This is a genomic window from Caulobacter sp. HJHS_5, assembly GCF_056683955.1.
This window is the reverse complement of record NZ_JBWZNC010000004.1, coordinates 415,981-430,027: the sequence shown is the minus strand read 5'-3', so window position 1 is coordinate 430,027 and position 14,047 is coordinate 415,981. Positions and strand designations below refer to the sequence as shown.

Genomic DNA, 14,047 nt, shown 5'->3' with positions numbered 1-14,047 from the left:
TGATCGGCAGCACCAGCGGCGACACCCTGGAGGGCGGCTCGGGCAGCGACATCCTGCAGGGCGGCGACGGCAACGACCGGCTTTCGGGCGGTCCCGGCAACGACAGCATGTTCGGCGGAAACGGCGACGATGTGATGGAGACCAAGCGCGGCACCGGGCCGGATTACTTCGACGGCGGGGCCGGCACAGACCGGGTGGTCGCCGACTTCCTGACCACGAACGTATCCATGCACCTCGACCTGACCGACACCACGGTGTTGCAGGACCTGGGCGGCGGCGCGTTCATGGTCAACGTCGAGTTCGTGGAGTTCACCAGCGGCCTGAAGGACGACGTCCTGATCGGCGGGGCCTTGAACGACACCCTTAACGGCGGGGCCGGCGACGACTTCATCATGGGCGCCGGCGGCAACGACCGCCTGACTGGTTCAACCGGTGCGGACACCTTCGCCTTCGCCGGCTCCTGGGGCGTCGACACGATCCTCGACTTCGAGAAGAACGTGGATCATATCGATATGCGGGGGACGGGCCTGACGTTTGGCGATCTGCAGTTCAGCGCCAGCGGAACGTCCACGGTCGTCCACGTCGCCGGGTTCGGCGACATCAACATTCTGAATACCGCCCCAAGCCTGTTCGCGGCCGACGATTTCATCTTCACCTGAGGGTCGAGGCCGACCGTCGGGTTCAGACCTCGAGGATGTCCAAATAACTCTGGGCGGCGCGCTCGACGGAGAACACCTTCGCGCGTTCGGCTGCGACGGCGCCGGCCTGCGGGTTGTTCAGCACGGCCTGCATGGCCTCCGCCAGAGCGGCGTCGTCCCCGACCGGGACGAGGGGACCGTACTTGCCCCCGTCCAAAATCTCCTGGGGTCCGCTGGGGCAATCGGTGGCGACCACTGGCGCGGCGCAGCTCATCGCCTCGACCAGAACGTTCGGAAAGCCTTCCCAGCGCGAACTGAGCACTAGCATCGCGGCGCGCGACATGGCGGCGAAGGGGTTGGCGCAGAAGCCCGGCAGGGCGACATCGGCGGCAAAGGGCGAGGCTTGGATCTGGGCTTCGAGGGCGGCGCGCTCGGAACCTTCGCCGAAGATGATCAGGCGCGCCGGTCGCCGGTCACGCAGGGTGAAGAACGCCCGCAACAGCGTCGCGAAGTCCTTCTGCTCATGCAGCCTGCCCACGGCGATGATCACCGGGCTTCCGCCGTCCTCGAGCCACGGATGGGGCGCGGCGGCCTGGCCGCGCACGATCAGGCCGGCGTCGTAGACCGGGTTGTGGACGTAATGGACCATGGCCGGCGGCAGACCCGCGAACTTTACGAGGTCCTTCGCGACGCCGTCCGAAACCGCCACCACGCCGTCGGTTCGCCCGTAGGCCCAGGGCGCGACGCCATAGGTGATGCGCTCGCGCAGGGAGCGGGCGGCCGCGGCCTTGGCGGAGATCTGGTTACGTTCCGAAACCACGACGCGGCCTTTGAACCCGGCCAAGGCGGCCGCGGCGACCGCGGCGACGTTAACGTGGGTCAAGGCGGCCAGGAACGTCTTCGGCTGCTTTTCACGCAGGACCTTGGCGATCTTGGGGATCGCGCCGAAGACGGAGCCGCCGCCCAGGTCGCTCATGGTCACGCCCGGCGGAATCTCACCGAGGTAGTCGCCGGTCGCGGCGACCAGCAGCAGATGAATGCGCCTGCCCGCCTGGTGCATGCCGCCGGCAAGCCGCAACACCGCGCGCTCGGCGCCCCCGCCTCGCAGATCGTGCAGCAGGATCAGGACATCCGGGGACGCGTCGGGCGGGGACGCGTCGGGCGCGGCGGCAGGCATCGGGAAATCTCCGCGCAATGGTGGGCGCTCCGGCGTGTCCCGAAGGATGCGGGAGCCGACGATTGGCGGACCTGATAGCTTATTCTATCGCGATTTCGCCACGAGATAGGCGACGCCTACCCAAAACAGCCCCGCTGAGCCCATGATGGCCGCGATGCGCAAGCCGGCGGGCCAACGTTTGACCGGCGTTTCCGCAAGTTCACGAGCCAGGGTCTCTTGCAGCGCGAGGCAGTGAGACGGGACAGGAGCATGGTCGTCGGTGGCGACCTCGGGTCGAGGCCCGACTGACTTACGCGGCGCAATCAAAGGCGCGCTCAGCGCCGTTCCCATGGTCGTTCTGACCAAGCTCGCCATCACTGTCTCCAGATGCCCCGTCGAACAGTTCTTCTGTTCATAGGTCAATCATGGCGTGTGCTTGTTAATTCAGAGTTCCAACCCATGGTAAAGATGAATGAACAGAGTGGGTTACCGGCATTTTAAGCATTCTTCGAACGCTAGGGGGAGCGTCCGCCGAGCGAGGCGTCGAGCTTTCGACTCCAGGCCGTGAGGGCTTCCATGTCGCCGGGCGCCGGCGTCCAACGCGGGTCTTTCGGACCGGCCGCGGGCCACGGAAGGTCGGGGCCGTCTCGCCAGGCGCCCACGCGGTCGATCGCCGAACGTCGAATTCGCTCGGAAAAGCCATCGGCGGCCGCGGGCCGCGACCCGGCGTGGGCGATGGTCGCCCGCACCTGGGGAGGCAGAGCCTCGCCCAACTGAGAGCGATGATTATCGTGGACGAGAACCCGACCCTTGGTCATCGGCTTCACATAAGACACCGGCCGGGTCACCCGGTTGCCATACACGGTGGGACCGTCGACCAGCCAGTTGCCCGCGAACTCAGCGGCGGCGGGTCCGACGCCGTCCTGGACATAGACGTGCGCGGCGTCCTCGAAAGGCGAATAGATGACGTTGTCGAGAACCAGCGCCTCACTATCGGTGTGGAGCGCGGGGTTGCGGAAAAAGTTGAAAGCGAAAAGGTTGGCGACGATGCGGACGCCGCGATTGCGCCGCCCGATCAGCATTCCCATGGCGTGCGCGCCCTTGGGGTGAGTCCATTCGGGGTGCGTCGCGCCGCCCGCGATCCTGAGGGCTTCGGCGAAGATGCAGTCCTGGATCAGCGCGTCCTCGACCGCGTCGTTCGCCAGGCTGAAAACCTCGTCGCAACTCCAGCCCACCGACACATTGATGATGCGCAGGCCGCGGGTCGGTCGCTTGGCGCGTGTAGGAAGGACGCGAATTCCGTCCCGGTTCTGGCCGTCCGGCCCCGGCCCGGGCAAGACGGTGAGGTGGCGGAGCGTGACGTTGTTGGCTCGAAGGCACAGGCCGAACTGCGAAAAGATCACCGGCTCGGGCGCCGTCTCGCCCAGGACGTGAAAATCGTCGTTGGCGATGACGCTCTCGCGCGGGAGCGGGAAGTAACCTCCGCGGTCGAAGACGACGGTGCGCGGCCCCTTCGCCGCGCAGGCGGCTTGCCAATCCTCGACGCTGGCGACGCGGATGATCTCCATGGCTCCTCCTGGGGCAGGCGGACAGGCATGCGGCGCCGGCGTTTTAGTCGCTGTTGATCGTCAATTCGGCCGATTTCATGGCCGCGCACCCCGGGCCCGCCACCCACCTATACTCTGTGAACGAACACCGCTTTACTGCGCTTGACGCTGTCCGATCATGCGCCCGCCCAACCATGCTTGCCGCAGGGAGGGTGTTCAGCTGCGCGCTGATGTGGTGATTAACCTTTCGGCGAGCACTAATGATACAGTTATATAATACTTTGAACGCTGTTCGCCGCACTATCATAGCATTGTGCGACCATATCAGGTGTGTATAAAGCCGCGCGACTGCCGAAGAGCCGAATGGCCGCCAGTGATGCACGAAATCGCCCGCGAGTTGTCGGAGCACCGTTAATGACAGTTGAACGATCCGCTCGGTTTATCGATTATCTTAAAAAGCATCACGCTAACGCGTTTGAAATTCTTGCCGAGGCTCGCTCACATCCCGACACGCCCCTCCAAGATGTCTGTGACGTAGTATACACGCTGGAGTTGCTCGACTGCTCCGCCCTGATCGCTTCCGACGGGGCGCAGGCCTTTTGGGACCATGCCCGGCGCTGGAGCCTGGCCGGCGGACTCAATGCGGCGTCGGCGGACGCTCCCAAGGCGAACGTTCACCTCACCGCCTACGCGCTCGGCGCGCTCCGGCTTCTGCTGTCTCATGGCCTGAAGGTCGACCGGCCTCTGTTCGCCGACGGCGATTGGCGCGTTTCCGAACTGGTGGATGAGAAGCATCTGCCGCGCTGGTCCAAACTCTGGAGCCACCATAGTTGGCGGGTCAGCCATTGGATCGGTGGTTCGGCGTCGATCGTCCTGGCGTTGTGGGCGCTCGATCCCGAGGGGGCGGCCCGGCGTGGCGTGCCGCCGGTGCACGCCGTTCTGGAAGCCGCGGATTCCCTGGTCGACCCCTCCACGGGCTTGCTGAAGTGCTACAGCAGCCGGGCCCTGCACCTCGTCTTCAACACGCTCTATCGTCTGCGTCACGACCCGGACGCCGGCGAGGTGGGGGGCATCGTTCACCTGCATTGGGTCAACTACGCTGTCGACCGGCTGCCGTATAAGGCCAGCCAGGCGCTCTACGATCGCGCCGCGGACATCTATAAGCGCAGCCCGTTCATCGAGGCCGTGCCCTATTGCCTGGATTTCGATATCGTCCAGATTCTGCGCACCGCGGCGGCGACCGCCGAACTGCCGGCGGCGCAGAAGGTTCGCGCCCAGGCGTTCATCGACGATATCGAGAAGTTCTTCGAAACCCGCCTTGATGGCGACTACGCCCTGCATAAACTCCCCGGCGCACTGGCCACGCAGCATGAAGCGGCGATCATCCTCGGCGCCAAGACGGTCGAACCGCTGGGGGTGGCCCCGATCGACATCATCAAACGCGCCGGTTGGATCTAAGCCTCGATGAGCGACACCTCCACCGCCCGGCGCCTGAAGATCGTTTCAGTCGCGTCATTCATGAACGTGGCCGGAGCTCAGGAAGCGCTGGTTCGCCTTTCGGGGCAGTTGCGCAAGCGTGGCCATGATGTGGAAGTGCGTTTCTTCTACGTCGAGGCCCCGAGCTTCCAGTCCGATCCCCACGTCAAGACGCTGATCGACAAGCCTAGCCTGGGCGCATCCGGCTATCTCAAGGCCTTCCGCCTGTTCCACGCGGAACTGCGCCGCGACCGCCCGGACGCCGTTGTCTGCTTCCTGCCGCTCGGCGCCGTGATGGGCGCGGTGGCGGCCCGGTTGGCGGGCGTGAAGGTGGTCCTCGCCTCGCAACGGGCGCCTGGCTCGACCTTCGGCAAGGTCATGCGCGGCCTCGACCGCATTTGGGGAAGCATCGGCCTCTACAGCAAGATCATCTGCGTTTCCGGCGCGGTGGCGGAGTCGTTCGCCAGCTATCCGGCTTCCTATCGCAGCAAGCTGTCGGTGGTGCACAACGGCATCGAATGGACACCGTCGAAGCTCACGAAATCCGAGGCGCGCGCCCGATTCGATCTGCCCGAGGACAAGGTGCTCATTCTGAGCCTGGGGCGGATGAAGAAACAGAAGAACTATCCCTTCCTGCTTCATCGCATCGCCGAGACGCCTAATGCCTATCTCGTCGTCGCCGGCGACGGGGAAGAGCGGCCGATGCTCGAAGCGATCGTCGCCGAAAAGAACATCGGATCGCGCGTGCGCTTCCTCGGCAACGTCGATCGTCAGGGCGCCGTCGATCTCTTGGCGGCCGCCGATATTTTCATTCAGCCCAGTCTCTACGAGGGCCAGAGCAACGCCCTGCTCGAGGCGATGCACGCGGGCCTGCCGATCATCGTCAGCGACCGGCCCGAACAGCGCGAGACGGTCTGTGACGAGACGGGGTGCGCCGCCATCGTCTGCGACCTTGACGACCTGGCCGCCTGGCCCCTCGCCATGAACAGCCTGATCTCAAATCCGCGGGAGCGGGAGCGACTGGGCGCCGAGGCCAGGGCGATGGTCGAGCGCCGGTTCGGCCTGAGCGCCATGATCGACGGGTTCGAGAAGGTTCTGATCGAGGAAGCAAGCCGATGAGCGTCCGCAGCGACACCGGTGCGGCCAAGGTCATCATCGGCGGCATCCCCGTCGACCGGTTGGATGCAAGCCAGTGGTGCGACCAGCTCCTGAGCGACTGGCGGGCCGTTCGGGAAGGCCGCGGATCCTGCAAGGTGGTCACCACCGCCAATGGTCAGGTGGTTTCGCTGTTCGCCACCCACCCCGAGTACCACCAGGCGGTGTTGGCGGCCGACCACGTGGCCGCCGACGGCATGTCGGTGGTCAATGCGTCGCGTCGGCGGACCCGGCTTCCCTTGCCGGAGCGCGTGTCGACCACGGACTGGTTCCACGACGCCGCCCGCACGGCTTCCGAGCACGGTCTCAAGTTCTACATGATCGGCGCCACCCAGAGTTCCAATGAAGCGGCGGTGGCGGCCGTGCGCCAGATGTATCCCGACCTGCAGCTGGTCGGGCATCGCAACGGCTATTTCAAGGACGAGGAAATCCCCCACATCGCCGAGCAGGTGGCCGCGTCCGGGGCTGACGTCTTGTGGCTGGCGGTGGGTAATCCGCGCCAAGTCATCGTCGCCCATCGTTTCAAGGCCTTGCTGCCTCAACTGACTTGGGTGCGGACCTGCGGCGGCCTCTTCGACTTCTTGGCGAACGAGAAGCCGCGCGCGCCGCTGTTCCTGCAGAACGCCGGCCTTGAATGGGCCTGGCGCGCCGCCCTGGAGCCTCGCCGTCTGCTGTGGCGCTACCTCACCACCAACGTCCACTCCAGCTACCTGATGGCCTTCCACTCGAAGCAGCCGTCCTAGTCCCCGACCTTATCGAGAGCTTTCAGACATATGACTGGCACGATCATTGTCACCGGCGCGGCTGGGTTTATCGGATTTCGCCTGACCCAGGCGCTGCTGCGCCGCGGCGAGCGGGTCATCGGTTTCGACAACCTCAACGCCTACTATGACCCCGCGCTGAAGCGGGGGCGCCTGGCGGAGTTGGCCAATATGCCAGAGGCCGGCCAGTTCACCTTCGTCGAAGGCGACCTCGCCGATCGGGATGCGGTGCGCGCGCTGATCGCCGACCCCGCGGTCGACCGCGTGGTCCATCTCGGCGCTCAGGCGGGTGTTCGCTATTCGATCGAGGCGCCGTTCGCCTATCTCGACTCAAACCTGTCGGGGCACCTGGCTGTGCTGGAAGCGGTAAGGGCCGTCGACGGCCGCATCAAGCATCTCGTTTACGCCTCTTCGAGCTCGGTCTACGGCAACCGGGCGGAGGGCGCCTTCAGCGAGGACGACGCCGTTGAGGCGCCCGTGTCGCTCTATGCCGCGACCAAACGCTGCGACGAGCTGATGTCGAGCACCTACTCGCACCTCTACGGCATCAAGCAGAGCGGCCTGCGCTTCTTCACCGTGTACGGCCCTTGGGGCCGGCCCGACATGGCCTATTGGATGTTCACCAAGGCGATCTTCGCCGGTGAACCGATCAGGGTCTTCAACCAGGGGAACATGCGCCGCGACTTCACCTACATCGACGACATCGTCGCCGGCGTGGTCGCGACCCTCGACAATCCCCCGGCCGAAGCGAAGAACCGCATCTACAACATCGGCAACCACAACCCCGAGCAGCTCGGCGACATGATCGCCATTCTAGAGCGCGAGATCGGGGTCGAGGCGAAGAAGATCATGCTGCCGATGCAGCCGGGCGACGTCGTCTCGACCTACGCGAACATCAGCAAGATGCAGTCGGACTTCGGCTGGGGGCCGACCACGAGCCTGGCTGAAGGTTTGTCGCGCTTCGTCGCCTGGTATCGCGCCCGCTACATCGACGTCTAGTCGAAGAAGGGCATAGCCTCTCGGCTTCGCACCCGCCTCCAAGGGGGCGCCGGCGAACGCCTTATGCAAAGACAATTTCCACGATTACGGCCTCTTATGGCGTAAGGTGTGGCGAGGTTCTTCCGATGCCGACGTCGAGTTCTGCGTCATGCTGAAGGCCCTTTTCGGCCAGCGTTCAAAGCCCGCTGCTCCCGCCGTGCCGGATGGCGTGGTCGCCTACGCCATCGGCGACGTGCATGGCCGAGCCGATCTTCTCGGGGTGATCCTCGACGCCATCCTCGCCGACATGAAGACGACGCAGGCCGAGGTGATCGTTATCGGCCTCGGCGACTATGTGGATCGCGGCCCCCACTCGCGCGTGGTCGTCGACCTTCTGCTGGACTGGCGGGCGAAAACCCAGACGGAAGTCCATTTGCTTCGCGGCAACCATGAGAAGGCCTTGCTCGACTTTCTCGAGGACGCGGCCTTCGGGCCGACTTGGCGGACCTACGGTGGCGGCGAAACCCTGGAATCCTATGGCGTCAAGCCTCCGGAGGGCGACGATCAGGAAGGATGGATCGCGGCGCGAGACGCTTTCGAAAAGGCGTTGCCCCCCGAACATCTGGACTTCTTCCAGACTCTCGAGCCCAGCTTCACCCTGGGAAGCTACTTCTTCGCGCACGCCGGCGCCCGACCCGGCGTTCCGCTCGATAGGCAGGAAGAGCAGGACCTTTATTGGATTCGGGATCGCTTCCTCAACGACCGACGGCGATTCGACAAGCTCGTGGTGCATGGCCATTCGGTCAGTCGGGGCATCCACAGCGACCAACGTCGGATCGGCATCGATACGGGCGCCTACGCCACGGGTCGGTTGACCACGGTGCGGCTCGAAGGCTCGGAGCGGATGTTCATATCCACCGACACGGGCCCCAAGGGGTTTTTCCTTCACGCCCAACGCCAGGCATGAGGGCGTCCGCACCGCCGACTCGCCTGATCCGCGAAAGCGGCTGACCGCGGGCCCACGGCTGTGCATGGGTGATGGCGGCGTTGAAAGAGGTTGGGGAACTGTGTCAGGCGCCCCGCCCGCGCGCGCCGGACCATGGCTTCGAGTGACCCATGCTATCGTTGAAAGGCCCCGCGGCCGAAAAATTTAGATGGGCGGAGGATCGCAAGGGCGTGGTCACCTTGCACCATGATCGGCCTTCGTCCGACGCCGGGTCTCGTGACTCAGCTTCGAAGGCCGGCGGACAAATGCCGTTCGCGGTCTTCGCGCTCGTTGTGATGGTGGTGGCGGCCGTGTGCGGCGGCGCTGTGCTCCTGCTGCCGCTTTAGTTCCAGACCGCGTCGTCCTCCAGGCTGATCCGAAACAGGGTCTCGCGTCCAAAATTTAGCTTCAGCACGGTCAGCAGCCCGCTCGCGTGGGCGCCGGTGTCGATGCCGATCCGGCCCTGGCCGAGCAGCGGCTCCATGGTGGTCGAGTGGCCATGAACGATGATCTTTTCGAAGCCGCCCTCGTGGTTGAGGAAGCGGTCGCGAATCCACAAGAGGTCCGTCGCGGCTTGCCGGTCGAGCGTGCGGTCCGGTCGAACGCCGGCGTGCACGAAGAAATAGTCGCCCACCACCATCGCCGTCTTGAGGCCTTCGAGGAACTCGATGTGCTGTTTTGGGACCGCCTGCTGCAGGGCGCTCGCGGCCTTGATCCAAGCCTTGGGATCCGCCTCGTCGGCGGGAAGGCTGACGCCGTAGGAGGCGATCGTGGTCGCTCCGCCGTGCATCGCCCAGAGGGGAGCCATTGAAGGGTCTTCCAGAGTCTCGACCATCATCAATTCGTGGTTGCCCTTCAGGGCGACGATCGACAGGTCGTGGATGTCGAGTGTGAGAAGTCGCTCGATGACACCGCGGGAGTCGGGACCGCGATCGACGTAGTCGCCCAGGAAAATCAACAGGCCAGCCTTGCCGCCGCCCGACCGCGAAAAATCCGCCTCGATGAAGGCGAGCGCGCGATCGAGCAGATCGAGGCGTCCGTGAATATCCCCCACCGCATAGACCACGATGTCCGAGGGAAGCTGTCCGGGCCTGGCGAGCGTCTTTATGGGCGTCATGAGGCGAGACTTGACGGTGGGCATGAGGCGGTCACTGCAAGTGTCGAGCCGAAGGTCGTCGACGCCGGGCCGTTCATCGAAGCCATTCGCCGCGGGGCGAGGAGCGGTTGGATCCGGCCCTCGGGCGCGCTACGGATGATTAACTGAGCGACGCCAAGGCTTGTCCAACGGCGAAGCCGAAGATGAGCGTGACAATCCCAAACCCGCCGATGCCAAGAAGCCACGTAATCGCGCGCAACAGGCCTTCCGGGGGGCGAACCTGCTGGGGGATCCGCCGCCGCCGATAGGTCCGATGATACGAAGGAAAGGAGTAGCGCATGCTCGGGCCACGCTAGCTTAATCAAGAATCTGATCTCCTCCTACGGTCAAGATTGAGACTCTCTGGGCGCCAAGCCGCGTTGGCCCACGGCCCGCGGCGGCCGCTTCTCGTCAAACCGCCACGGTCTCCGATAAGATCGCTTCGGCGCCGGGGCGCCTCGCCGTAAGAGTTGTCTGGAAACGCATCTGGATGGGAGTTCATGCCTCAACCCGTACTTGTCACCGGCGGCGCGGGTTACGTCGGCTCTCATGCTTGTCTGCGGCTCTCCCAGGCCGGCTTCACGCCGGTCGTCTATGACGACCTGTCGAACGGCCATGCTGAGTTCGTGCAATGGGGGCCGCTGGAGCGGGGCGACATCCGGGACGCCGCGCGGCTCGACGCCGTCTTCGCCGCCCACAGGCCCGTGGCCGTCATGCACTTCGCGGCCCTGATCGAAGTCGGCCACTCGGTAGAGGACCCGCTGGGCTTCTATGAGATCAATGTCGCCGGCGCCCTGTCCGTCATCGCCGCCGCCCGCCGTGCGGGCGTCGACAAGCTGGTGTTCTCATCAACCTGCGCCACCTACGGCGCGCCCGTGCGCGTGCCGATGGACGAAGCCCATCCTCAGGCCCCGCTGAACCCATACGGCGACTCGAAGCTGATGGTGGAGCGGGTGCTGCTCGATCTGGATCGCTACAGCGGCTTCCGTTCGGCGATCCTGCGCTATTTCAACGCCGCCGGCGCCGACCCCGAAGGCCGGATCGGCGAGAAGCACGATCCCGAAACCCACGCCGTCCCGCTGGCCATACGCGCGGCGCTCGGCCTCGGCGGCGGGTTCAAGGTGTTCGGCACGGATTATGACACGCGCGACGGGACCGCGGTCCGCGACTATATCCACGTGCTGGACCTGGCTGACGCCCATGTTCTCGCCCTCAAGCGCCTGCTGGAGGGCGGTTCGACCGAAGCGTTCAACCTCGGTACAGGCCGTGGGGTGACGGTGCGCGAGTTGGTCGGCGCGATCGGCCAGGCCTGCGGCGGCTTTGCGGTCGAGGAGGGCCCCCGCCGGGAGGGCGACGCCCCGATCCTGGTGGCTGACGCCGCAAAGGCGGAGAAAATGCTGGGCTGGAAACCCACACGCGGCCTGCATGAGATCGTCAACAGCGCCGCCGAATGGCACCGTCGCGAAATCAAGGTTTGATCCGGAGGCCGGCGGACGCCGGCCCGCCAGGCGTCACCAGCGCGTGCCGCCGCGATATCCGCCGCCGGTGTGAACGCCGACGTTGACGCTCGAGCTGACGCTGGAACTGCTGAATGCCTGGCCGCCGACGCCGGTGCGGGCCCACGAGCCCGCGCCGCCCATGCCATAGCTGTTCATCGAGGGCTGCGGGACCCAGCCACCGCCGGCGCCGTAGCGGCGCGGAGCGGAAATGTAGCCGGCGCCGTAGCCATAACCATAGGCCGAGACGCCGCCGTCATCGTAGTAGACGGCCGGGGCGCCGACGCTCTGGCTTTCCGAATAGCGGTACGAGGCGGTGTCCGAACTCTCGATCACGTGGCCTCCGACGTAGCCCGAGGCGTAGTGATCGTCGCAACCGCAGTCCCGGATCGGCGGCAGCGGACGCGGCGGCGGGGGAGGCGGTGCGCGGTCGACATAGACCACGCGGTCGACCGGGACCTGCACCGGCACCGGCACCTCGACACGGCGCTCGACGATCCGGTCCACCGGGCGGTCGACGTAGACAGGCTTCTCGACGATGCGGTCGACCGGCACCGGCACTTTGACCACGCGATCCACTGGCCGATCGATGTAGATCGGCTTTTCCACGATCCGATCGACCGGCTTTTCGACGACCTTCACCACCGGCACCTCGATCCGCTTCTCGATCACGCGGTCCACCGGGCGGTCGACATAGACAGGCCTGTCGACGATGCGGTCGACCGGGACTTCGACGCGCTTTTCGATGACGCGGTCGACCGGCTTTTCGACCACCTTCACCACCGGCACCTCGACGCGCTTCTCGATGATGCGATCCACCGGACGGTCGACATAGACCGGCTTTTCCACGATGCGGTCGACCGGCACCTCGACGCGTTTCTCCACGATCTTCTCGACCGGGTGATCGATGTAGACCGGCTTCGGCACGATCTTTTCGACCGGCACTTCCACGCGCTTCTCGACGACTTTCTCGACCACCCGGTCGACGTAGACCGTGCGGGTCTGAGGCTTGGCGGACGCGCGGGCGGGCGGCTTCGGCTTGGCGGCATAGCCGTCGGCCAGCACCGGACCGGACACAAGGGCGGCGGTCGCCGCCGCGGTGAACATCATCGTCTTGAGGCGCATCGCTCAACTCACCTGCTGCAAGGCGGACGCGCGAGCGTCCCCTTTTGGGCCATTTCGGTGAGGGGTTCGCAAGGATCGGGCCGCGCCCGGGCCTCGTTCAGCGTCGCAGGCGACGCGGCGCGAAGCGGCGCAGCGCGACGAGCAATTGAGCGCGGCGCGACAGCGGTTGATCTCCGAATAGCGCGATCAGGGCGCAAAGTCCCGGCGAGCGCACCAGTCGCAGGGCGACGGGAATGCTGACCCAGCGGCGTTGACGCTCGTGCGCTTCGGGAAAATCCTCGGCTTCCATCTCGACCTTCAGCGGATAGAGATCGACCTGCAGCCGGCGGCCGGCGAACACGGAGCCCTTGCGATGCCCGAAGGCGCCGATCGGCTCGGCGGCGATCTCGCCGCGCACACCCGCCTCTTCCCAGGCTTCCTCAGCGGCGGCCTGCGCCGGCGTGAGGCCGCGCATCGGCTTACCCTTGGGCACCAGCCATTGCCGGCCCCCGCGTGTGGTGATCAGCAGCACCTCGCGCCCGGCGGGGCCCTCCCGCCAGGGCAGGGCGCCGAGTTGAACGCCGCGAGGCGCGGGTGTGGGCGAACGCGGCATCAGGAGAAGACAAAGCCTCCCAGCCAGTAGAACAGCGCCGCCACGGCGGCGGCGGCGGGCATCGTCAGGAACCAGGCGGTGACGATCCTGCGGGCCACGCTCCAGCGCACGGCCGAAACCCGCCGGGCGGCCCCGACGCCGACGATGGCGCCGGTGATGGTGTGGGTGGTGGACACAGGCACCCCCAGGCTCGTGGCGAGGAACAAGGTGATGGCTCCGCCGGTCTCGGCGCAGAAACCCTGCTGCGGGGTCAGGCGGGTGATCTTCGAGCCCATGGTATGGACAATGCGCCAGCCGCCAAAAAGCGTGCCGAGCGCGATGGCGGCCTGGCAGGTGATCACCACCCAGAACGGCACGTGGAACTCCGAGCCCGGCGGCGCGCGCGAGTAGAGCAGCACGGCGATGATGCCCATGGTCTTCTGCGCGTCATTGCCGCCGTGGCCGAGCGAATAGGCGCTGGCCGAGAGAAACTGCAGCCGGCGAAACACCCGGTCGGCGAACAGCGGGTTCGCCCGCACGAACAGCCAGGAGACGATCAGCACCAGCAGCAGCGCCAGGGCGAAGCCGACGGCGGGCGACAGGAAGATCGCCATCACCGTCTTCGACACCCCGGAGACGACCACCGCCCCCAGGCCGCCCTTGCAGATTCCCGCGCCCAGCAGGCCGCCCACCAGCGCGTGCGAGCTCGACGACGGAATGCCGGCGATCCAGGTGACCACGTTCCAGATGATCGCGCCGGACAGCGCCCCGAAGATCACCTGGTCGGTGATGATCTCGGGCGAGATGATGCCCTTGCCGATGGTGTTGGCCACGTGCAGGCCGAAGACCAGAAAGGCGATGAAGTTGAAGAAGGCGGCCCACCCCACCGCCAGCGCCGGCGGCAGCACGCGGGTCGCCACGATGGTGGCGATCGAATTGGCGGCGTCATGCAGCCCGTTCAGGAAGTCGAAGAGCAGGGCGACGCCGATCAGGAAGACCAGCACCATCAGGGCGGGGTCCATGG

Annotated in this window: 14 protein-coding genes; 7 read left to right on the top strand and 7 right to left on the bottom strand. The window is 65.9% G+C overall.

Annotation, left to right across the window (positions count from 1 at the left end; all coding sequences use genetic code 11):
• The coding region (locus ACFLIT_RS10430; RefSeq protein WP_479911153.1) for a calcium-binding protein at positions 1–659 on the top strand (659 nt) is incomplete at its 5' end.
• A 22-nt stretch (positions 660–681) separates the two neighbouring features.
• Here ACFLIT_RS10430 and ACFLIT_RS10425 read toward each other — a convergent pair.
• From ACFLIT_RS10425 to ACFLIT_RS10415, 3 genes are all read right to left on the bottom strand, one after another.
• Complete coding sequence (locus ACFLIT_RS10425; protein WP_479911152.1) at positions 682–1,815, bottom strand: glycosyltransferase; 1,134 nt, start codon at positions 1,813–1,815, stop codon at positions 682–684.
• 84 nt (positions 1,816–1,899) lie between these two features.
• Positions 1,900–2,217 carry a hypothetical protein gene (locus ACFLIT_RS10420; protein WP_479911151.1) on the bottom strand — a complete coding sequence of 106 codons (318 nt, stop codon included), beginning with the start codon at positions 2,215–2,217 and terminating at the stop codon, positions 1,900–1,902.
• A 92-nt stretch (positions 2,218–2,309) separates the two neighbouring features.
• Complete coding sequence (locus tag ACFLIT_RS10415) at positions 2,310–3,362, bottom strand: hypothetical protein (RefSeq protein ID WP_479911150.1); 1,053 nt, start codon at positions 3,360–3,362, stop codon at positions 2,310–2,312.
• A gap of 393 nt (positions 3,363–3,755) precedes the next feature.
• Here ACFLIT_RS10415 and ACFLIT_RS10410 point away from each other — a divergent pair, with 393 nt between their 5' ends.
• The 5 genes from ACFLIT_RS10410 (at position 3,756) to ACFLIT_RS10390 (ending at position 8,678) form a co-directional block, all read left to right on the top strand.
• The gene (locus ACFLIT_RS10410; RefSeq protein ID WP_479911149.1) at positions 3,756–4,799 is read left to right on the top strand and encodes a hypothetical protein; all 1,044 of its coding nucleotides are present in this window, start codon (positions 3,756–3,758) and stop codon (positions 4,797–4,799) included.
• Between the two features lie 6 nt (positions 4,800–4,805).
• The gene (locus ACFLIT_RS10405) at positions 4,806–5,936 is read left to right on the top strand and encodes a glycosyltransferase family 4 protein (protein WP_479911148.1); all 1,131 of its coding nucleotides are present in this window, start codon (positions 4,806–4,808) and stop codon (positions 5,934–5,936) included.
• Complete coding sequence (locus ACFLIT_RS10400) at positions 5,933–6,715, top strand: WecB/TagA/CpsF family glycosyltransferase (RefSeq protein ID WP_479911147.1); 783 nt, start codon at positions 5,933–5,935, stop codon at positions 6,713–6,715. The genes ACFLIT_RS10405 and ACFLIT_RS10400 overlap by 4 nt, the downstream gene beginning before the upstream one ends.
• Before the next feature lie 30 nt (positions 6,716–6,745).
• Positions 6,746–7,732 (top strand): NAD-dependent epimerase/dehydratase family protein, encoded by a 987-nt coding sequence (locus tag ACFLIT_RS10395; RefSeq protein WP_479911146.1) that lies wholly within the window; start codon positions 6,746–6,748, stop codon positions 7,730–7,732.
• 148 nt (positions 7,733–7,880) lie between these two features.
• Positions 7,881–8,678 (top strand): metallophosphoesterase family protein, encoded by a 798-nt coding sequence (locus tag ACFLIT_RS10390; RefSeq protein WP_479911145.1) that lies wholly within the window; start codon positions 7,881–7,883, stop codon positions 8,676–8,678.
• Between the two features lie 361 nt (positions 8,679–9,039).
• Here the strand turns inward: ACFLIT_RS10390 and ACFLIT_RS10385 are convergent, their stop codons facing one another.
• Entirely contained in the window at positions 9,040–9,813 is a 774-nt protein-coding gene (locus ACFLIT_RS10385) for a metallophosphoesterase family protein (protein WP_479911144.1), read from the bottom strand.
• A 518-nt stretch (positions 9,814–10,331) separates the two neighbouring features.
• Between ACFLIT_RS10385 and galE the strand changes: the two genes are divergently transcribed.
• Positions 10,332–11,309, top strand: a complete 978-nt coding sequence (gene galE, locus ACFLIT_RS10380; protein ID WP_479911143.1) for a UDP-glucose 4-epimerase GalE — start codon at positions 10,332–10,334, stop codon at positions 11,307–11,309.
• A 33-nt stretch (positions 11,310–11,342) separates the two neighbouring features.
• Here the strand turns inward: galE and ACFLIT_RS10375 are convergent, their stop codons facing one another.
• The 3 genes from ACFLIT_RS10375 to ACFLIT_RS10365 form a co-directional block, all read right to left on the bottom strand.
• Positions 11,343–12,452, bottom strand: a complete 1,110-nt coding sequence (locus ACFLIT_RS10375) for an IMCp domain-containing protein (protein ID WP_479911142.1) — start codon at positions 12,450–12,452, stop codon at positions 11,343–11,345.
• Between the two features lie 97 nt (positions 12,453–12,549).
• Positions 12,550–13,044, bottom strand: a complete 495-nt coding sequence (locus tag ACFLIT_RS10370) for an NUDIX hydrolase (RefSeq protein WP_479911141.1) — start codon at positions 13,042–13,044, stop codon at positions 12,550–12,552.
• Positions 13,044–14,045: an inorganic phosphate transporter gene (locus ACFLIT_RS10365; RefSeq protein WP_479911140.1), complete on the bottom strand. Its 1,002-nt coding sequence runs from the start codon at positions 14,043–14,045 to the stop codon at positions 13,044–13,046. The genes ACFLIT_RS10370 and ACFLIT_RS10365 overlap by 1 nt, the downstream gene beginning before the upstream one ends.
• Between the last annotated feature and the right edge of the window lie 2 nt (positions 14,046–14,047).